The organism is Streptomyces sp. KMM 9044, assembly GCF_024701375.2.
Lineage (GTDB): Bacteria > Actinomycetota > Actinomycetes > Streptomycetales > Streptomycetaceae > Streptomyces.
In genome coordinates this window covers 6078740-6097231 of the sequence record NZ_CP113910.1, presented here as the reverse complement: position 1 = coordinate 6097231, position 18492 = coordinate 6078740, and the positions used below count along the sequence as shown (strand labels likewise).

General features: G+C 71.9%; 18 protein-coding genes, 1 tRNA gene and 1 pseudogene. 7 read left to right on the top strand and 13 right to left on the bottom strand.

The annotated features are described in order from the left end of the window. Window positions 1–14: 14 nt before the first annotated feature. Window positions 15–672, top strand: a pseudogene (locus tag HUV60_RS27590) (FadR/GntR family transcriptional regulator). 203 nt (window positions 673–875) lie between these two features. Further along, entirely contained in the window at window positions 876–1880 is a 1005-nt protein-coding gene (locus HUV60_RS27585; protein ID WP_257849886.1) for a PAC2 family protein, read from the top strand. An 81-nt stretch (window positions 1881–1961) separates the two neighbouring features. Here the strand turns inward: HUV60_RS27585 and mshC are convergent, their stop codons facing one another. From mshC to HUV60_RS27565, 4 genes are all read right to left on the bottom strand, one after another. Then, window positions 1962–3191, bottom strand: a complete 1230-nt coding sequence (mshC, locus tag HUV60_RS27580) for a cysteine--1-D-myo-inosityl 2-amino-2-deoxy-alpha-D-glucopyranoside ligase (RefSeq protein ID WP_257849885.1) — start codon at window positions 3189–3191, stop codon at window positions 1962–1964. Between the two features lie 213 nt (window positions 3192–3404). After that, window positions 3405–4259: an SCO1664 family protein gene (locus HUV60_RS27575; protein WP_257849884.1), complete on the bottom strand. Its 855-nt coding sequence runs from the start codon at window positions 4257–4259 to the stop codon at window positions 3405–3407. Then, on the bottom strand, window positions 4223–4813 hold the full coding sequence (locus tag HUV60_RS27570) for a DUF3090 domain-containing protein (RefSeq protein WP_257849883.1): 591 nt from the start codon (window positions 4811–4813) through the stop codon (window positions 4223–4225). Before HUV60_RS27570 ends, HUV60_RS27575 begins: the two co-directional genes overlap by 37 nt. A 78-nt stretch (window positions 4814–4891) precedes the next feature. Further along, window positions 4892–5578 carry a histidine phosphatase family protein gene (locus HUV60_RS27565; protein WP_257849882.1) on the bottom strand — a complete coding sequence of 229 codons (687 nt, stop codon included), beginning with the start codon at window positions 5576–5578 and terminating at the stop codon, window positions 4892–4894. 113 nt (window positions 5579–5691) lie between these two features. On the opposite strand from HUV60_RS27565, the gene corA reads away from it, so the two are divergent. Continuing rightward, window positions 5692–6687, top strand: coding sequence for a magnesium/cobalt transporter CorA (corA, locus tag HUV60_RS27560; RefSeq protein ID WP_257849881.1), 996 nt, complete (start codon window positions 5692–5694; stop codon window positions 6685–6687). Window positions 6688–6763: 76 nt separating this feature from the next. Here corA and HUV60_RS27555 read toward each other — a convergent pair whose 3' ends face one another. Both HUV60_RS27555 and HUV60_RS27550 read right to left on the bottom strand, forming a co-directional pair. Further along, the gene (locus HUV60_RS27555; protein ID WP_257850284.1) at window positions 6764–7552 is read right to left on the bottom strand and encodes a ferritin-like domain-containing protein; all 789 of its coding nucleotides are present in this window, start codon (window positions 7550–7552) and stop codon (window positions 6764–6766) included. A gap of 300 nt (window positions 7553–7852) precedes the next feature. Beyond that, window positions 7853–8908, bottom strand: coding sequence for an LLM class F420-dependent oxidoreductase (locus HUV60_RS27550; protein ID WP_257849880.1), 1056 nt, complete (start codon window positions 8906–8908; stop codon window positions 7853–7855). A 185-nt stretch (window positions 8909–9093) separates the two neighbouring features. Here HUV60_RS27550 and HUV60_RS27545 point away from each other — a divergent pair, with 185 nt between their 5' ends. Together HUV60_RS27545 and HUV60_RS27540 are read left to right on the top strand one after the other, a co-directional pair. Continuing rightward, a complete protein-coding gene (locus HUV60_RS27545) occupies window positions 9094–10080 on the top strand; it encodes an aldo/keto reductase (RefSeq protein WP_257849879.1) in 987 nt (328 codons plus the stop codon). After that, window positions 10077–12563 carry an ATP-binding domain-containing protein gene (locus HUV60_RS27540; RefSeq protein WP_269441242.1) on the top strand — a complete coding sequence of 829 codons (2487 nt, stop codon included), beginning with the start codon at window positions 10077–10079 and terminating at the stop codon, window positions 12561–12563. The genes HUV60_RS27545 and HUV60_RS27540 overlap by 4 nt, the downstream gene beginning before the upstream one ends. 87 nt (window positions 12564–12650) lie before the next feature. On the opposite strand, the gene HUV60_RS27535 is transcribed toward HUV60_RS27540, so the two are convergent. Continuing rightward, complete coding sequence (locus tag HUV60_RS27535; RefSeq protein ID WP_257849877.1) at window positions 12651–13337, bottom strand: hypothetical protein; 687 nt, start codon at window positions 13335–13337, stop codon at window positions 12651–12653. Between the two features lie 47 nt (window positions 13338–13384). On the opposite strand from HUV60_RS27535, the gene HUV60_RS27530 reads away from it, so the two are divergent. Next, window positions 13385–13573, top strand: a complete 189-nt coding sequence (locus tag HUV60_RS27530; protein WP_020276814.1) for a DUF5703 family protein — start codon at window positions 13385–13387, stop codon at window positions 13571–13573. A 103-nt stretch (window positions 13574–13676) separates the two neighbouring features. On the opposite strand, the gene HUV60_RS27525 is transcribed toward HUV60_RS27530, so the two are convergent. From HUV60_RS27525 to HUV60_RS27515, 3 genes are all read right to left on the bottom strand, one after another. Further along, on the bottom strand, window positions 13677–14414 hold the full coding sequence (locus tag HUV60_RS27525; RefSeq protein ID WP_269441241.1) for a chaplin: 738 nt from the start codon (window positions 14412–14414) through the stop codon (window positions 13677–13679). A gap of 203 nt (window positions 14415–14617) precedes the next feature. Then, a complete protein-coding gene (chpH, locus tag HUV60_RS27520; protein ID WP_257849876.1) occupies window positions 14618–14851 on the bottom strand; it encodes a chaplin ChpH in 234 nt (77 codons plus the stop codon). Between the two features lie 143 nt (window positions 14852–14994). Then, a complete protein-coding gene (locus HUV60_RS27515) occupies window positions 14995–16323 on the bottom strand; it encodes a M20/M25/M40 family metallo-hydrolase (protein ID WP_257849875.1) in 1329 nt (442 codons plus the stop codon). A gap of 253 nt (window positions 16324–16576) precedes the next feature. On the opposite strand from HUV60_RS27515, the gene HUV60_RS27510 reads away from it, so the two are divergent. After that, window positions 16577–16664: transfer RNA gene (locus tag HUV60_RS27510), tRNA-Leu, on the top strand. Between the two features lie 89 nt (window positions 16665–16753). Here the strand turns inward: HUV60_RS27510 and HUV60_RS27505 are convergent. The 3 genes from HUV60_RS27505 to HUV60_RS27495 form a co-directional block, all read right to left on the bottom strand. Then, window positions 16754–17026, bottom strand: a complete 273-nt coding sequence (locus HUV60_RS27505; protein ID WP_257849874.1) for a hypothetical protein — start codon at window positions 17024–17026, stop codon at window positions 16754–16756. Between the two features lie 391 nt (window positions 17027–17417). Beyond that, window positions 17418–17636 (bottom strand): DUF397 domain-containing protein, encoded by a 219-nt coding sequence (locus tag HUV60_RS27500; RefSeq protein WP_257849873.1) that lies wholly within the window; start codon window positions 17634–17636, stop codon window positions 17418–17420. Then, window positions 17633–18445 carry a helix-turn-helix domain-containing protein gene (locus HUV60_RS27495; protein WP_103543636.1) on the bottom strand — a complete coding sequence of 271 codons (813 nt, stop codon included), beginning with the start codon at window positions 18443–18445 and terminating at the stop codon, window positions 17633–17635. Before HUV60_RS27495 ends, HUV60_RS27500 begins: the two co-directional genes overlap by 4 nt. Between the last annotated feature and the right edge of the window lie 47 nt (window positions 18446–18492).

Below are 18492 nucleotides of genomic sequence, written 5' to 3'. Positions count from 1 at the left end.
GCAGGGAGGCCGGGATGGCAGTCACCGACGAAGCGACAGGGAAGATCAGGGGGATGATCGTCTCCGGCGCGCCGCGTCCCGGCGACCGGCTGCCCAAGGAGAGCGAACTCGCGGCCGGACTGGGGCTGTCGCGCAACTCCCTGCGGGAGGCGGTGCACGCGCTGTCGCTGACCCGGATCCTGGACGTGCGGCAGGGCGACGGCACGCACGTCACCAGCCTGGATCCACAACTGCTGTTGGAGGCGCCGAGTTTCGTCGTGGCCTTCCACCGGGACGACACGGTCCTGGAGTTCCTCGCCGTGCGCCGCATCCTGGAGCCGGCCGCGACGGCCGCCGCGGCGACCCTGATCAGCGAGCGGGAACTGGGCCTGCTGTCGGAGCAGTTGGACGGGCCGGGTCCCGAACCGTCGGTGGAGACCCTGATGGCCGCCGATCTGGATTTCCACCGGGGGATCGTGCGGGGTTCGGGCAACTCCGTGCTCCGTTCCCTGCTCGACGGTCTGTCAGGTCCCACCACCCGGGCCCGCGTCTGGCGAGGGCCCACCCAGGAGGACGCCGTCGGCCGGACCCTGCGCGAGCCCCGGGCTGCGGGACCGGGACACGGAGGCGGCGCGGTCACGGGCCACCGTCCACGTCGCGAGCGTCGAGCAGTGGCTGCGGTCCACGCGGTGAGAGCCCGTCGTCCGAGCCGTGAGCCGGACCGTTCCGCCCCGTGAGCGGGTGGTTTCGCGGGACAGCTCGGATCGATGCGGGGTGTCTCCCGGTCTCCGCCGGGGCAGAGTTGGGGCATTCCCCCGGTGAGGGGGCTGCGGGCACTCCCCCGGCACGCCGTAAGGTTGGGGGGTACGCGAGGGCACGTCGGAAGGAGGCACTGGGTGATCGAGCTCGAGGGGGTTCCCGAGCTGGTCGACCCGGTCATGGTGGCCGCGTTCGAGGGCTGGAACGACGCCGGCGACGCCGCCTCCACCGCGGTCGCGCATCTGGACAGGGAATGGAAGGGCGAGGTGTTCGCGGCGCTGGACGCCGAGGACTACTACGACTTCCAGGTCAACCGGCCCACGGTGTTCATGGACGGCGGCGTCCGGAGGATCACCTGGCCGACGACGCGGTTGTCGGTGGTCCGGGTCGGTGGCGACAAGCCACGCGATCTGGTGCTGGTCCGCGGGATCGAACCGTCCATGCGCTGGCGCTCGTTCTGCAACGAGCTGCTGGGTTTCGCCCACGAACTCGGGGTGGAGCTGGTGGTCGTCCTGGGCGCCCTGCTCGGTGACACGCCGCACACCCGTCCGGTCCCGATCAGCGGGACCACGTCCGATCCGGACCTGGCCCGCCGCATGGACCTCGAGGAGACCAAGTACGAGGGACCCACGGGGATCGTCGGCATCCTCCAGGAGGCGTGCACGCACGCGGGTGTCCCGGCGGTGTCGCTGTGGGCGGCGGTCCCGCACTACGTGTCGCAGCCGCCCAACCCGAAGGCGACGCTGGCCCTCCTGAACCGGCTGGAGGACCTGATCGACGTGCGTATCCCGCTGGGCGAACTGTCCGAGGACGCGCGCGCCTGGCAGGTGGGCGTGGACCAGCTGGCCGCGGAGGACAGCGAGGTCGCGGAGTACGTCCAGTCGCTGGAGGAGGCCCGGGACACGGCCGAGCTGCCGGAGGCGTCGGGCGAAGCGATCGCCCGCGAGTTCGAGCGCTACCTGCGGCGCCGTGACGGCTCGTCCGGCCCGCCGCAGCACGGCGGCCACGCCACGGCCGACGGCGGGGACGGCGCGTCGTTCCGGCGGGACACCCCGGGCAGCCGACCCCGCCCACCGAAACCCCCCAACCCCCCCAAACCCCCTAAACCGGACACGGACGGCGAGGATTCCTCGGAGGACTAGAGAACTCGGCGTGCGGTGGTGGGGTGCCCCGTCGGTGGACGGGGCACCCCACTGTGTTTCCGGGCGGCCAGGTCCTGTCGCCTACAGCGCCACGCCGAGCAGCGCGTCCACCGCGCGGGAGACGATCCCGGGCGCGCCGGCGTCCGTGCCTCCCTGCCGCTCCTGGGTCACGGCCCAGCGGTCGACGGCGGTCAGGGCCGCCGGGGCGTCCAGGTCGTTGGCCAGGGCTTCGCGGATCTCGTCCACGAGGACCTCGACGGAGGGGCCGTCGGGGCGGGAGACGGCGGCCCGCCAGTGCCCGAGCCGGGTCACGGCGTCCTGGAGGACCTGGTCGGTCCATTCCCAGTCGGCTCGGTAGTGATGGGAGAGCAGCGCCAGCCGGATCGACGCCGGATCGACGCCGTCCTGCCTCAGCCGGGACACGAAGACCAGGTTGCCCTTGGACTTGGACATCTTCTCGCCGTGCAGGGCGACCATGCCGGCGTGGACGTACGCCTTGGCCATGGGGAACTCGCCGGTGAGCACCTGGGCGTGCGAGGCACCCATCTCGTGGTGCGGGAAGACCAGGTCGGAGCCGCCGCCCTGGACGTCGAAGCCCATGCCCAGGTGGTCGAGGGCGATGGCCACGCACTCGATGTGCCAGCCCGGACGGCCCCGGCCCAGCGACCCGCCGTCCCAACTGGGCTCGCCCTCACGGGCGGCCGACCAGAGCATCGGGTCGAGGGGGTTCTTCTTGCCCGGACGGTCCGGGTCGCCGCCGCGTTCCGCGGACAGCAGCCGCATGGCGGCGGACTCGAGATGCGAGACCTGCCCGAAATGCGGGTCGGCCTCGACCGAGAAGTAAGTGTCGCCCTCGAGTTCGTACGCCGCACCGAGGTCGCACAGCCGTTCGACGAGCGGGACGATCCCGGGTATCGCCTCCACGGCACCCACGTACCGCCGCGGCGGCAGCATCCGCAGGGCCGTCATGTCCTCGCGGAAGAGCTGGGTCTCCTGCTCGGCGAGCGCGGCCCAGTCGACGCCGTCCCGCTCGGCCCGCTCCAGCAGCGGGTCGTCGACGTCGGTGACGTTCTGGACGTAGTGGACCTGCCGCTTGGTGTCGAGCCACACGCGCTGCACGAGGTCGAACGCGTTGTACGTCGCCGCGTGTCCGATGTGGGTGGCGTCGTACGGGGTGATGCCGCAGACGTAGAGACGGGCTACGGGGCCGGGGTCGAGTGTGATCGGCCCCCCGGTCGCGGTGTCGTGAATCCTCAGGTCGCGTCCCTGACCGGGCAGGGCGGGGACCTCGGAAGCGGGCCAGGCATGCATGTTCTGAGCGTAACCGGACCATGGTCCAGGACACGAACCGGAGCAGGCCGGACGACCGGGAAGGCACTCTTGCGCGTCACCGCCGAAGATGCAGGGGGCGTACGCGCGGAGAGTGCGGGGGCTGCCCCGGCTCGGTCCGGGCGGACTCGGGCCGGATCCGAACCACCGGACCCGGATCGGACCGAGGGCTCGATGCAGACCGGTGAGCCCGGGTCACACCGGCGGCCAGGGGATGGCCGGCCACTCACCACCGGGTACCGGATGGGTGCCGGTGGTGAGGAGGGATGCCACGCGCGCGCGTGTGGCGTCGATCTCGGCGGGGGTGATGTGCGGAGCCAGCGAGGCAGCCAGCGGGCCGCCCTCGGCGAGGGCCTTCCCGAGGGCCTCCAGGACCTCGCGCGCCTCCTCGGTCAAGGGCTCTCCCGCCCAGCCCCACAGCAGGGTGCGCAGCTTGTCCTCGGCGTTGAAGGTGATTCCGTGGTCGATGCCGTGGAGCCGGCCGTCCCGGGTGGGCAGGAGGTGCCCACCCTTGCGGTCGGCGTTGTTGATCACCGCGTCGAGCACGGCCAGCCGGCGCAGTCGCGCGTCGTCGGCGTGCACGAGCAGCGCGGTGCGTCCCTCGCCCACCTCGGCGAACCCGATCGCCTTCCAGCCGGGTCCGGGTTCCTCCCGGTCGACCAGGGCGAGGAGTTCCGCGTCCGGGGCGGTCTCGATCCACACCTGGCACATGCCCTCGCCGTGCGGCCCGTCCCGCAGCACGGTGGGCGGCACCAGTCCCCAGCCGGTCGCCTCGGACACCAGGTACGCCGCGACCTCGCGCCCGGCGAGCGTCCCGTCCGGGAAGTCCCACAGGGGCCGCTCCCCCGCGACGGGCTTGTAGACACAGGCGACCTCGCGGCCCTCGTGGGTCACGGTGCAGTACAGCGCCGCGTTCGACGCCTCACGGATGCGTCCGCGCACGGTCAGCTCGCCCTCGGCGAGCAGCAGCACCGCGGCGGCAGGGTCGATGGGGTCGGCGGAGTCGTCGGTGGTCACGCTCCGCGTCGGTATCCGTTCTGCCGTGGACATACGTGCCCTTCCGGGTCGAGGGGGAGGCTGCACAGCGGGCACGGTGGCCGGCCCGCGTGGACGACCTCGAGGGCACGCTTGGCGAACGCGCGGGCCTGGACGCCGGTGAGCCGGACCCTGAGCATCGGGGGCCCGTTCTCCTCGTCCTGGAGCAGCCGTTCCTCCGCGTCGGCGAGGTCCTCCTCGGATTCGGCATCCAGTTCGACGAGCGCCTGCGCCTCGACGACCATGCACTCCTCCTCGCCGTCCCAGGCGAGCGCCATGGTGCCGACGCGGAACTCCTCCTCCACCGGGGCGTCCAGCGGGGCCGTGTCGGCGATCTCCGTCGGTGCCACGGCGGGCACGGCGGCGTTGCCCCCGCTACGGCGTACGACCTCGTCGAGGAGTTCGTCCATGCGCTCGGCCAGGGCGGCGACCTGGGTCTTCTCCAGGGCCACGCTGGTCACCCGGGAGCCGGCTGAGGCCTGGAGGAAGAACGTACGGCGCCCTGGCAGTCCGACCGTACCGGCCACGAAACGTTCCGGTTGGTCGTAGAGGAACACCTGACGGGACACGTCCTGTCTCCATTGAGAGTTGTGGGTACCTGTATCCGCGGCACTGCCGCGACGGCTTCACCCTACTGCGGCCCACGATCACGGTGCGCCCGCGCCGCCGCCCACCGTGGCGTCGGCGGCGGGCGGCTCGCCCTGGGGGGCCAGGGCGGCGAAGTCGCCGGTGTCCCCGAGCCGGACGAGGTAGGGGCGCAGTCGTGTGTACCGGATCGCGGTGATGGAACAGGGATCGACGGAAATCCTCTGGAAGAGGTCGAGATGAAGTCCGAGTGCTTCGGCGACGAGGGACTTGATGATGTCCCCGTGCGAACACATGAGATAGACGGCGTCACCGCCGTGGTCGCGCTCCACGCGCGCGTCCCACTCACGTACCGCCTCGGCGGCACGTGTCTGCATCGCGCGCATGGACTCCCCGCCGGGGAAGGCGGCGGCCGACGGATGGGCCTGGACGACCTCCATGAGGGGCTCGTCCTTCAGCTCGGCGAGCTTGCGGCCCGTCCAGTCGCCGTAGTGGCACTCCCCGATGCGGTCGTCGGTGTGGGCGGTGAGGCCGGGCCGGGCCTCCAGGAGCGGCCGGATCGTCTCCTGGCAGCGCTGGAGAGGGCTGGCGACGACCTCGGAGAGGGGCAGGGCGGCGAGCCGTCCGGGCAGGTCGGCGGCCTGTGCGGCCCCGCGTTCGTCGAGGGCGACGCCGGGCGTCCAGCCGGCGAGCAGGCCCTCGGTGTTGGCGGTGGATCGTCCGTGCCGGACCAGGAGCAATGTGGGCATGCGGCCCAGGGTAGGCGTACGCGCGGGTGTGTGGCCGGGCGCGTCGCGAGGTGCGCCGCCCGGTGCGGTGGGGCCGGACGCGCCGGCCGGCCGGTGAAGGGAGCGCGTGCTCTGTGAGCGTCGACTGTGCCGTCTACCGGGAGGGGCACCGGACGGAGGGGCCCGGCGACTTCTCCGGCGCACTGGAGGAGGCCCGGGCCTCGGGCGGCTTCGTGTGGATCGGGCTGCACGAGCCGACGGAGGACGAGTTCGGCCTGGTCTCCCAGGAGTTCGGGTTGCATCCGCTGGCGGTCGAGGACGCCCTCAAGGCGCATCAGCGGCCCAAGCTGGAGGTGTACGACGACTCGCTGTTCATGGTCCTCAAACCGGTCGCCTACGAGCCGGACAGCGACACCGTCTCCAGCGGCGAGGTCATGATCTTCCTGGGTGACGCTTTCGTGGTGACCGTCCGGCACGGCGAGGGCTCTCCGCTGAACGCCGTACGGAGCCGGCTGGAGCACGAGCCGGAGCTGCTGGGGAAGGGGCCGACGTCGGTGGTGTACGCGATCGCCGACGCGGCCGTCGACCACTATCTCGACGTGGCGACCGAGCTGCAGACCGACCTCGAGGAGCTGGAGGACGAGGTCTTCAGCCCGGACGGTGCCGGTGCGCGGCACACCGCGTCCCGGATCTACACGTTCAAGCGGCAGGTCCTGGAGTTCCGCCGGGCGACCGGGCCGCTGACGCAGCCGATGGCGCGGCTGGCGGGGCCGGGCGCGTTCGGCGCGGCGGTGCCCTTCGTGTCCAAGAAGGCACGGCCCTTCTTCCGTGACGTGCACGATCACCTCACGCGCGTGAACGAGTCCGTGGAGAACCTGGACCGGCTGGTGTCGGACATCCTCTCGGCGCATCTGGCCCAGGTGAGCGTCCGGCAGAACGACGACATGCGGAAGATCTCCGCGTGGGCGGCGATGGCCGCGATCCCCACGCTGCCGACGGGGATCTACGGCATGAACTTCGAGCACATGCCGGAGCTGCGGTGGGAGGGGTCCTATCCGGCGGTGATCGTGGCGATGGCCGTACTGGAGGTGCTGCTGTACCGGCTGTTCAAGCGGCGAGGCTGGATGTAGCGGGCCGCGGACCGGAACAGGGGGCGGCAGGCGGGACGCGGCAGGCGGTGCGGCCGCGTCCCGCTTCGCCGGTGGCTCAGGCGAACCCGGGTTCCGGGCTCGCAGGGCCGCCCAGGGCGTTGCGGCGGTCCGGCATCCTCAGCGAGACCATGCGGCGCCAGCCGCCCAGGCGCTCGTAGACGTACACCGCGTGGATACCGGTCGCCAGGAGGGCCGCCCTGGCCCGGGACCAGCCGAGGATGCGGCCCATCCGGTCCGTCACGGCAAGGCTGACGTCCCGGTGGACACGGATCTCCGCGAGCGCGCTCGCGCGCAGGGTGCGCTGGATGGCGCGGCCGTGTCCCTCGGAGGCGAAGCGCAGCAGCTCCTCGTGGCAGTAGGCGAGGTGGCTGTCCTCGTCGTCGGAGATCATCCTGACCGCGCGGCCGAGGTCGGGGTGGTCACAGAAGTGCTTGCGGAGCAGTTCCATCTGCTCGGAGGCACGCTGTTCGGTGACCCGGCTGTGGACGAGGTAGGTGACGATGTCCTCGACGGTGAGCGGCTCGTCGTGCCTGAGCCTGTCGTGCGCCAGGCCGATGCCGCCGCGCTCGAGGAGCATCGTGTAGTCGGTCTCGGGCGGGACGGGGACGGGCCGCACACCGCGCTTCTTCATCAGCGCGGTGAAGATGCGGCCGTGCTTGTCCTCGTCGGCGCCGTGCCGGGTGATCTTGGGGGCGAGCGCGCTCTGGGACGCGGGGACCAGCGCGGCGATCCGGGCGTTCTCCCAGCCGCCCTGGGACTCGCCGCTGGCGGCGATGGAGCAGAACAGCGCGAAGGACTCGTCGTTGCCGAGGATCTCCTGGAACAGACTCTTGGCCGAAAGCATCATGGTCCCCTCTCCGCAGGGATTCCGCACGTTCCGCAGTGCTGCGGTCACCGGCCGAGGTCCGTGGCGCTCCGTGGTGCCCGCGGTGGTCGGAAGCGGCCCGCAAAGAAAGAGTCAAATGCGAGGAGGGGCGCACGGCAACCGGAGCGGCGGACAACTGCGCCGAAGAGGGGAGGGACGAGGGGACGCCGGGGCGTAACCGCGGGGGACGCCGGGCGTTGTTGTGGGTGACGGCCGTGGCGGGGAAGACCTCCGAGCCCCCACCACGGCCGTGGCACCTTCGCTGCTGTACCGGCGGTACTACGCGAGACCGGCGCGCTCCAGGGCCTCGGTGCCGGCGCGCAGCGACACGAGTCGCTCGTCGAGGGTGAAGCCCGCCGGGGCGAGGGTGAGGGTGGTGACCCCGGCCGCCGCGTAGGCCTTCATCCGGTCCGCGATGCGGTCCACGGAGCCGAGGAGCGTGGTGGAGTCGATCAGGTCGTGCGGTACGGCCGCGGCGGCGCCCTGCTTGTCTCCGGACAGGTACTTGTCCTGGATCTCGGCGGCCTCCCGCTCGTAGCCCATGCGACCGGCGAGCTGGTGGTAGAAGTTCTGCCGGCGGCTGCCCATACCGCCGACGTACAGCGCGGTGTAGGGGCGGAAGGTGTCGGCGAGGGTGGTGACGTCCTTGTCGTCGCCGACGGCGAGGGGCAGGGTGGGACAGATGTCGAAGCCCTCGAGGGTCTTGCCGGCCTTCTCACGGCCTGCCCTCAGGTACGTGACGGCGGTGTCCTCGAGGTGGTCGGCGGAGGGGAAGATCAGCAGGGCGCCGTCGGCGATCTCGCCGGTCTGTTCGAGGTTCTTCGGGCCGATCGCGGCGATGTAGAGGGGGATGTGCTCGCGCTGCGGGTGCACGGTGAGCTTGATGGGCTTGCCGGGGCCGCCGGGGAGGGGCAGCGTCCAGTGCTCACCGTCGTGGGTGAGGCGCTCGCGCGTCATGGCCTTGCGGATGATCTCGACGTACTCGCGGGTCCGGGCGAGCGGCTTGTCGAACTTGACGCCGTACCAGCCCTCGGAGACCTGCGGGCCGGAGACTCCGAGACCGAGGCGGAACCGGCCACCGGAGAGGGAGTCGAGGGTGGCGGCCGTCATCGCCGTCATCGCGGGCTGGCGGGCCGGGATCTGGAAGATGGCCGAGCCCACGTCGATGCGTTCGGTCTGGGCGGCGACCCAGGTGAGCACGGTGGCGGCGTCGGAGCCGTAGGCCTCGGCCGCCCAGCAGACCGCGTACCCGAGGCGGTCGGCCTCCTGCGCCACGGCGAGGTTGTCCGCGTCCATTCCGGCACCCCAGTAGCCGAGGTTGATCCCGAGCTGCATGGCCGTCTCCCCTTACCGATCAGTAACGTCGCTTGTGCGGAGACCTTATACCGCGAGGGCCGAAGGCGGCGGGCGGCGGCGCCCGCCGCCTTCGGCCGGGCGGGGCCGGGGCGGTTCGGTGCCTGGGGAAATCCGTCGTCCACAGGTACCCACACCACAAGGTCTGGCCAGTAATCTCGGCGTCCATGGAGCAGAGGCATCTCGGCCGTACCGGCCTGCGCGTGTCCCGGATCGGCCTCGGGACCCTGACCTGGGGTCGGGACACCGACGAGCACGACGCCGCGGACCTCCTGAAGACCTTCCGGGAGGCGGGCGGGAACCTCGTCGACACCGCCGACGTGTACGGCGACGGGGAGGCCGAGTACCTGCTCGGGCAGCTCATGGGCGGGCTGGTGTCGCGCCGTGACCTCGTCATCTCGACGAAGGCCGGGAGCGTGCCGGATCCGGACCGCAGGGTCGACGGCTCGCGCGGTCATCTGCTCTCCGCGCTGGACGCCTCGCTCGCGCGCCTGGGCACCGACCACGTCGACGTGTGGCACATCCACTCCTATGATCCCGCCACCCCGCTCGAGGAGACGCTCCAGGCCCTCGACATCGCCGTCGCCAGCGGGCGGGCCCGCTACGCCGGGGTGTCCAACTTCTGCGGCTGGCAGCTGGCCAGGGCGGCGACCTGGCAGCTCGCCGCGCCCGGCACGCGGTCCCGGCTCGCAAGTACCCAGATGGAGTACTCGCTGCTCCAGCGGGGCGTGGAGCGGGAGGTGCTGCCGGCCGCCCTCGACACCGGGATCGGGCTGATTCCCTCGTCGCCGCTCGGGCGGGGCGTGCTCACCGGCAAGTACCGGGGCGGCGCCGTGCCGCCGGACTCGCGGGGAGCCTCCGAGCATCTGGCGCCGTTCGTGGAGCCGTATCTGGACGACACGGCGAGCAGGATCGTGGACGCGGTGACGACGGCGGCGGACGGGCTCGCCGTGACCGCGCTCCAGGTGGCTCTCGCATGGGTGCGGGACCGGCCGGGCGTGACCGCCCCCGTCGTCGGCGCGCGCAACGCACAGCAGCTCGCGGCGGCGTTGTCGGTGGAGGCGCTTAGTCTTCCTGACGAGATCTGCCGGGCGCTCGACGACGTGTCGGCGCCCGTGCACCGCTATCCCGATCACGACTGGAGCACGCTGTGAGCACGGAGCCGCCCGAGGCCACGGAGGACGCCGAGCCGGGTACGCCGGGCGAGGCCGCGGACACCACGGACGCCTCTGCGGAGACCCCGACGGAGCCGGGGAACGCGGCGGCGGAGGGTGAGCAGGCGCCCGGGGCCCAGCAGGTGTCCGAGGCCGAGGCCGAGTTGCTGGCGCAGCGGGCCGAACGGGAGCGGATCGAGCGGCGGAAGGCGGAGCGGCAGGGGCCGGTCGAGGCCGGCGGCAAGCTGAGCGGCACGGCGGCCGATCTGCTCGCCGCCGTACGGGCCGTGGAGAGCGGCGAGAAGCCGGTGGCCGAGGTGTTCGAGGAGCCCCGGCCCGCGCCACGGCGGCCCGTTCCTGAACCGGTGCGGCCGGCGCCGTCGGCGACCGCCGGGCAGGCCCCCGCCCCCGACGCGGTCGCGGCCGTGCGCGGGGTGCTCGCCCGGGGCGGCGCGCCCGCAGGGCTCGCCGTGCGGGCGGCCGGTGTGCTGGGTGAGGGGGCCGCGCAGGCGCTGCGGGACGATCCCTGGCTGCTGTTGCGGGTGACGGGCGTGCGGCCCGAACAGGCGGATGGTTTCGCCCGGACGCTGCTCGGCGGCGAGGCGGGGCCAAAGGACGGGCGGCGGGAGCGGGCGGTCACCGGGTGGCTGCTGGAGCAGGCCGCGGAGGCGGGGCACACCGCCCTGGAGATGTCCGTGCTGACCTCGGCGCTGGCACGGCAGGGGGTACCGGATGCCGAGGAGGCCGTGCGGGCCGCGGTCTTTGAGGGTGATGTCCTCGTCTTCCAGGACCCGCTGCCCCAGGCGGGTGCCCCGGCACCGCAGCGAGCCGGCTCCGGGAACGGCGAGGACGGGGCGGACGGCGCGGAGGGGACGGACGACGCGGACGAGGAGCGGCCCGTCAGGGTACTCGTGGGGCTCGAGCGGTATGCGATGGCCGAGGAGAGCCTCGCCGACGGGTTGGCCCGGCTCGTCAACTCCGCTCCCGAACAGGGCGGTTCGGGTACGGAGTGGGAGCGGGCCGCAGCCTCGGCGGGCGGCTCCGCGGGGGAGTTGATCCGCGCGGTCGCCGGTCACGGGCTGGTGCTGCACACGGGCGGGGAGGCGTCGCTCGCCGAGCCGGCGGCCCTGCTCCGGGCGGCGCACGGTCTCGGGCTGCGCGCCTGGGCCGCCGCCCACACCCCCGTCGGGCGTACCCGGTTCGCGGCCCTGCTCGAGGCCGCCACGGCCGGGGACACAGGCACAGGCACGGGCACAGGCACGGACACAGGCACAGGCACGGGCACAGGCACGGGCACGGGCACAGGCACGGGCACGGGCACAGGCACAGGCACAGGCACAGGCACAGGCACGGGCACAGGCACGGGCACGGGCACAGGCACGGGCACAGGCACAGGCACAGGCACAGGCACAGGCACAGGCACAGGCACAGGCACAGGCACAGGCACAGGCACGGGCACAGGCACGGGCACAGGGGATGCGGATGCCGAAGCAGACGTGGCGGAAGAGGCCGGGCCCGAGGGCCCCGAAGTCGCCACCGTCGCCGGGATGCTGTCCGGTGCCGAGGGGCCGGGGCGGGACGCCGACGGGGCGCTGCTGCTGGACCTGCTCGTCGTGCTGGACGCTCCCCGGCTGGACGTCGAGGCGGCCGCGCTGGTCACGGAGTCGCTGCCGGACGGCGCCCGGCTGCTGCTGGCCGGGGACCCCGGGGTGCTCTGGTCCGCCGGTCCCGGTCGGGTGTTCGCCGATCTGCTGGCGGCGCGCGCGTGTCCGCAGGTCGCCTCCCGGCGGCCGGATCCGGGGCCACTGGGTGAACTGGTCTCCGGGATCGGGGTCGGTGAGCTGAACCAGGTGGCGGCGCCCGGCAAGGAGGTCGTCATCGTGCCGGTGCGGGACCCGGGCGAGGCCGTGCACCGGACGGTGCAGCTCGTGGTCGACTCGGTGCCGCGCGCGATCGGGGTAGCGGCGGAGGAGACGCAGGTGATCACGCCGGGGCACGGGGGCTCGGTGGGTACGCGCGCGCTGAACGCGGCGTTGAAGGAGCGGCTGAACCCGGGACCGGGACGCTTCGGCGGGTTCGACCCGGGCGACCGGATCGCCTACTCCCCCGTCCGGGGGCGTACGATGCCGGGCCGGGTGGTGAAGGCCGACGCGGACGGGCTGCACCTGTCCTGCGCGGGCGAGGCCGTCGTCGTACCGCAGGAACGGGTGGAGCAGTCGGTACGGCACGGCTGGGCGCTGACGGCGCACCAGGCGGCCGGTGGCCGGTGGCCGGCCGTGGTCGTGGTGCTGCCCGGCGATGCCGTACAGGCGCTGAGCCGGCCGTGGGTGTACACGGCGTTCAGCAGGGCGGACCGCCACCTGTCCGTGGTGCACGGCGTGGAGCAGGCCCTGCCGCGTGCCGTGGCCGAGGTGGCGGCGAAGCCCCGCACGACCCGGCTTCCGGTCCTGCTGGCACCACAGGTACCGGCACCGGCCGGCTGACCGGGGACACCACCCGTCACGGTGACCGCGGTGGCGGTGTCGCTCCTGCCGCCGTCACCGGTCCCGTGGGCCCGGCTCGGGGCGTGATCAGCGGTCGGCGTCGAGGGCCGGTACCGGCCCGTCCTCGAGGTCGAGGTCGTCGTCGAGGACGTCCGCCTCGTCGTCGGGATCTTCGTCGAAGACGGCGCTGACGTCGAAGCGGCACACGACCTGTGCCGGGTCCGCCTGCTCGAAGGGTGCCTCGAGCCATTCACCGGCTTCCGCCGGTTCGTCCGATGCCGTCACCCAGAGTGTGGAGTCTCCCTCCTCGAGGCCGAACTCCTTGTGCCGGGAGGCGATCTCGTCCGGTTCGTACTCACCGAACAGGAGGCCGAGCGCGCCGTGGACGGTGCCCGGGGCGCCGGACGTGCCGGAGCCCTCGTCGTCCGCCGCCTCGATCCGCTGGGCGTGCGCCAGCAGCCGCCGCGGCTCCGCGACGGCGTAGTCGCGACGGATCAGCACGCTGAGCGCGCTGGGCTCCTCGGGGCCGGTGTAGGGCGGCAGGGCGTCCTCGGCCGCGGGGATCTCGAAGGGGGTCACCTCGTCGTAGCGGTCGTAGAGCAGTTCGTCGTACGCCTCAGCGGCCCCGGCCAGCTCGTTGAACGCCTCGTAGACGGCCGGGTCGTCCTCCCCCGACCGGCGTTCGACCGCGGCCAGGTGGCGGTCGAGCGCGGTCTTGACCGCCTCGGCGGCGGCGCGTACCTCGGCAGCGGTGGGCTGCGCAGCATCAGACATAGTGCAGACGCTATCCGTACCGGGGCCCAGCCCGCACAATAGATGCGATGCCGGAATACGAATTTGTCGACGTGTACGTACCGCGTGGGGTCTCCCGCAAGGAGGCGGCCCGTCTGCTGACGGATCACGCGGAGTACGGTCACTGGGAGTTGGACCGTCTGAGCCTGCTGCGCGACGGGAGCCGCAAGGTGCGGCTGCGCCGGCGGATCATCCGCCAGGTACGCGCGACCTGGTGAGTCCGGGCACCCCGTCGGCCGCTGCGCCCTCACCCACGGAGCGGGCACCGGCGCAGCCGGGCCCGCTCCGTGCGGCCGTTTCCGGCCACTGTCGCGGCCGGTGTCACGCTGCGGCTCGCGCCTTGCGGTAGAGCACCACACCGGCGAGCAGCGCGCCCGCCCCGGCCGGCAGGGCGAGCCCGATCGGCAGCTCGCTGCCCGTCGCGGCCAGTTCCACGTCGCTCTGGGGCAGGGCGGCGGAGTGGGTGTCCGGCTGGTTGCCGGGCGCGGAGCCACCGGGCGCGGAGCCACCGGGGGCGGCCTCGCCCGGGGTGGACGGTGTGCCCGGCTCGGCCTCGCCGGCCTCGCCGGGGTCGCCGGGGTCGCCGGGCCGGCCGGGGTCGCCGGGCCGGCCGGGCGTCTCCTGGTTCGCGGAGCCGCCGTTCGCGCACTTGTTGCCCAGGGCCGCGTTGCCGACACCGATGACGTCGACGCTGTTGCCGCAGACGTTCACCGGAATGTGGACCGGTGCCTCGACGCGGTTGCCGGACGCCACGCCGGGCGAACCGGCGGTGTCCCCGTCGGCCTGCGCGCCACCGTGGCCGCTCGACGCCGAACCGCCCTGGTGGGCACACGCGTTGCCCACGGACGGATTGAGGACGCCGACGACGGAGACCGTGTTTCCGCAGACGTTGACCGGCGCGTGCACCGGCGCCTGGACCGAGTTCCCGGAGAGCACGCCGGGCGAGCCCTTGGCCGTGCCCTGCGCGTCGGAGTCGGCGTGCGCGAGTCCGCCCGCGGCGGCGATCACACCGGACGCGGCTGCCACGGTCATCAAACCCTTACGGGTGGCCTGTCGCATGTACTGGTTCCTGCCTTCGACAAGTACCGGGAAGGGTGTTCCTGGGATTCCATGAATTCCTGGGATTTCTCGGACTCACGGACTCCCTTCCCGGTGTTCGGGACGTACGGGAAAACCGGTCGGCCCCGGAGCGCGTGGCGCGCACTGCGGGGCCGACAGGATCAAACCCTGAAAGGGCGTGCCCTAATGGGCGAGGCACAACGTCACTGGTTGACGCAGGTGTTACCGAACGCGGGGTTCAGCAGCCCGATCACGGAAACCGTGTTGCCGCAGGCGTTCACCGGGATGTGCACCGGGACCTGGACGACGTTGCCCGAGGCGACGCCCGGGGACTTCACGGCGGCGCCCTGGGCACCGGAATCGGCGGCGGCCATGCCCGCACCCGCGAGAACCAGTCCACCGGTGGCGGCGGCGACAGCGACGACCTTCTTGATCATTATTCCTCCTCGTTGGCAATGCGATCCACATCAGCGGGTCACATCACGGGTAACGAGAAGGAGGTAATGAGGCTACGAGCTTATCGTCGCATTCACTCTTCCCAGCTAAATCCGTACGTCTGTCCGATGAGGGAAGGGGTCGCTCAGGACGCGTCCAGGAACCGGTCGAGCACCCGGACACCGAACTTCAGGCCGTCCACCGGCACCCGCTCGTCGACCCCGTGGAACATGCCGGCGAAGTCCAGCTCCGGCGGCAGCCGCAGCGGGGCGAAGCCGAAGCAGCGGATGCCGAGCGTGTCGAAGGACTTGGCGTCGGTGCCGCCGGAGAGCATGTACGGCACCGCCCGCGCGATCGGGTCCTCGGCACTGAGGGCGGTCTGCATGGCGTCGACGAGCCGGCCGTCGAAGCCGGTCTCCAGCGCCCGGTCCGCGTGCACGTCCTCCCGCTTCACGCGGGGGCCGAGGATCCGGTCGAGGTCGGCCAGGAACTCCTCCTCGTGTCCGGGCAGGAAGCGGCCGTCGACGTGGGCGGTGGCCTGGCCCGGGATGACGTTGACCTTGTAGCCGGCGCCGAGCATGGTGGGCGCCGCCGAGTTGCGCAGGGTGGTGCCGATCATGCGGGCGATGCCGCCGAGCTTGGCGAGGGTCTCGTCCATGTCCTCCGGGTCGAGCTCGGTGCCGAGGGCGTCGGAGAGCTCGTCCAGGAAGGCCCGTACGGTCTTGGTGACCCGTACCGGCCACGTGTGCCGGCCGAGCCGGGCGACCGCCTCGCTGAGTTCGGTGATCGCGTTGTCGTCGTTGGTCATCGAGCCGTGGCCGGCCGTGCCGTCGACGGTGAGCCGCATCCAGTGCATGCCCTTCTCGGCGGTCTCGACGAGGTACAGGCGCAGCTTCTCGTTGACGGTGAAGGAAAACCCGCCGACCTCGCCGATCGCCTCGGTGACGCCCTCGAACAGCTCGGGGTGCTCGCGGACCAGGTGCTTGGCGCCGTAGGTGCCACCGGCCTCCTCGTCGGCGAGGAAGGCGAGGACGATGTCGCGCGGGGGCTTGCGCCCGCTGCGCAGCCGGTCGCGGACGACCGCCAGGGTCATCGCGTCCATGTCCTTCATGTCGACCGCCCCGCGCCCCCACACGCATCCGTCGGCGATCTCACCGGAGAACGGGTGGTGGGTCCAGTCGTCGGCGTTGGCCGGCACGACGTCGGTGTGGCCGTGGATCAGCAGCGCCGGCCGGGAGGGGTCCTCCCCCTCGATCCGGGCCACGGTGGAGGCGCGGCCCTTGTGCGACTCGAAGATCTGCGGTTCGAGCCCCACCTCGGCGAGCTTCTCGGCGACGTACTCGGCCGCCCTGCGCTCGCCGGGGCCCGAGTGGTCGCCGTAGTTGCTGGTGTCGATCCGGATCAGGTCGCGGCAGAGGTCCACGACCTCGTCCTCACCGGTGACGCCCTTGGCCGTGCCGTCCGTCGCGCTCACGTGGTTCCTCCCGCTGTCACTGCACTCTTGTCACTGCACCCTGTTCCCCGCACGCCGTCACTGCTCGTGGGTCTCCCCTCATCCTCCCCCCTGCGCGGCCCCGCCCCAAGACCGGACCCGGCCCGTCGCACGGCGTCCCCCCGGGAACGGGGCACACCCGGGCCGGGCACCCGCCGGGGGTGATCGGCCACCCCGGAAAGCCTGGTAATGTTTACGTCGTCGCTGCGGGGGAAACCCGCGCGTCAGACACCTTGTCCGGGTGGCGGAATGGCAGACGCGCTAGCTTGAGGTGCTAGTGCCCTTTAACGGGCGTGGGGGTTCAAGTCCCCCCTCGGACACCAGCAAGATGAAGGAAGGGCCCTTGGTGACCAAGGGCCCTTCATCGTTTCCCGTAGGGCTGACGGCTTTCCCGCGGGCAGACACGACCAGGTCAGGTCCCAGGCAGAAGAGCTGTGCGAACCTCCAGGTCACGCAGCAGAGCGAGAGCCTCGGACTCGTCCGCGAAGACGTCTTCGGCACCGGGGGCGAGCGCCTGGTGGAACATGGCGTGGACGACGTCCGCGGTCGGCTGTTCCCAGATGGTGGCCGCGCAGTCCGCGGCGTCCTCGAGGTCACCCTTGTCGACGGCGACGCGCCATTGAGCCCTTCCCGGTAAGCGGTGGTTGCTCACTGCGATCGCGATGCCGGCACTGTCGGCCTCCACCGCCTACCGCTACCTCCACCTGCGGATCAGGGATCCCGTGGTCGTTGGTGCTGGCCACCCGGGCACTACTCCTTCTCCGCCCTCGACTCAGCGAATCATCCGGTATGCCCGACCCGGCCTACTGTGACAGAGAGGGGGTCGAGCGGTACCCGAGGTACACCACACCCCTCGGGCCCTGGCCCAGGCGGCCATCCAGCCGGAAGCCGCCGATCCGCCTGGGATCACCCGCCCTGAGCGGCTGCAGCACCGTTCCCCCCACACTGTCCCGACCCGAGCGGACAAGCGAGGTCATCAGCGGCTCGGTTCACTGTTCCTGCACATCCGGAGACTGGCCCTTCCTCGCGGACGCAGTGGCCACGGGCGGGCTGCAAGATGTGTCGGGCGAACCGGGTCAGACCTCGCCACCGGGGCACGCTGCGAAGCCGGTGAAGGCCGTCCACGCGGCGGGAGTCACAGTGAGCGCGGGGCCAGTGACGATCTTTGAGTCACGGACGTGGACGGCCTGTCGCGAAGCGGCCACTTCTACGCACTGGCCGCCCTCGGCACCGCTGTAGCTGCTCTTGAACCACCGCAGGTCCTGGGCCATGGGCGTGATCCCTCGGGCGTTCATAGCTCCCTCAGCAACTTCTCGATGTAGGCCAGAGACTCACACGGGGTGAGGGCCTGCGCACGGATGATCCCATAGCGGGCAGCAAGTGCGCGGACCTCTTCGCGAGAAGTCACCAGTGTGCTACGTCCTTGCGCTTCTGTGTAGCCGAACTGCTCTCCTCCCTTGCAGGAGAACACCGTGAACCCGCCGTCCACGCCCGCGTTGTCCTCACGATCGAGCGGCATGAGTTGCACCTCAACGTTGCGCTTCTCTCCAATCAGAAGGATCTGCTCCAACTGCCCCCGCACCACGGAGGTTCCACCGAGTCGCCGCAGCAGTACGGACTCCTCCATGACGAAACTGAACAGAGGAGCCGGCCACTTGTTGAGGATTTCCTGGCGAGCCAGACGCGCCGCTACCCGCTCTTCAATCGTCTCCTCCTTCAGGAGCGGTCGGCGCATGCGCAACACCCCACGCGTGTACTCCTCCGTCTGCAGGAGGCCGTTGACCATGTGGGTGTCGTACACCTGCAACTCGACCGCCTCGGCCTCCAGTCGCGCCGCATCCCGGAAGAACGCCGGATACCGCGCCCGCGCGACCTCTTCCTTCATCGCCCGCAGGACGCCCCCGGCGTCCAGTACCTCGTCCGCCTTGTCGATCAGCTCGGGTTTGGGGATGCGCCGGCCGAGTTCGACCGACGTGATCTGGTCCTCCCCGTAACCGAGCCGGGACCCCAGCTCTCTCCGCGTCAGCCCGGCCCGCTCCCGCAGGAGCCTCATCTGCCGCCCGAAGCACCGCAGGAAGCTCGCCCCGTCGTCCTGTTCCACCATGCCCGCCGCCTCCGGCACCTCATCACCCACGGTTCTGGTACGCGGCC

Coding starts and splice junctions, on each gene's coding strand:
- HUV60_RS27545 (WP_257849879.1), top strand. CDS start 9,094: ATGGAGCAGAGGCATCTCGGCCGTACCGGCCTGCGCGTGTCCCGGATC.
- HUV60_RS27530 (WP_020276814.1), top strand. CDS start 13,385: ATGCCGGAATACGAATTTGTCGACGTGTACGTACCGCGTGGGGTCTCC.
- HUV60_RS27565 (WP_257849882.1), bottom strand. CDS start 5,578: ATGCCCACATTGCTCCTGGTCCGGCACGGACGATCCACCGCCAACACC.
- HUV60_RS27500 (WP_257849873.1), bottom strand. CDS start 17,636: ATGAACGCCCGAGGGATCACGCCCATGGCCCAGGACCTGCGGTGGTTC.
- chpH (WP_257849876.1), bottom strand. CDS start 14,851: ATGATCAAGAAGGTCGTCGCTGTCGCCGCCGCCACCGGTGGACTGGTT.
- HUV60_RS27535 (WP_257849877.1), bottom strand. CDS start 13,337: ATGTCTGATGCTGCGCAGCCCACCGCTGCCGAGGTACGCGCCGCCGCC.
- HUV60_RS27525 (WP_269441241.1), bottom strand. CDS start 14,414: ATGCGACAGGCCACCCGTAAGGGTTTGATGACCGTGGCAGCCGCGTCC.
- HUV60_RS27495 (WP_103543636.1), bottom strand. CDS start 18,445: ATGGTGGAACAGGACGACGGGGCGAGCTTCCTGCGGTGCTTCGGGCGG.
- HUV60_RS27555 (WP_257850284.1), bottom strand. CDS start 7,552: ATGCTTTCGGCCAAGAGTCTGTTCCAGGAGATCCTCGGCAACGACGAG.
- mshC (WP_257849885.1), bottom strand. CDS start 3,191: ATGCATGCCTGGCCCGCTTCCGAGGTCCCCGCCCTGCCCGGTCAGGGA.
- HUV60_RS27550 (WP_257849880.1), bottom strand. CDS start 8,908: ATGCAGCTCGGGATCAACCTCGGCTACTGGGGTGCCGGAATGGACGCG.
- HUV60_RS27575 (WP_257849884.1), bottom strand. CDS start 4,259: ATGTCCACGGCAGAACGGATACCGACGCGGAGCGTGACCACCGACGAC.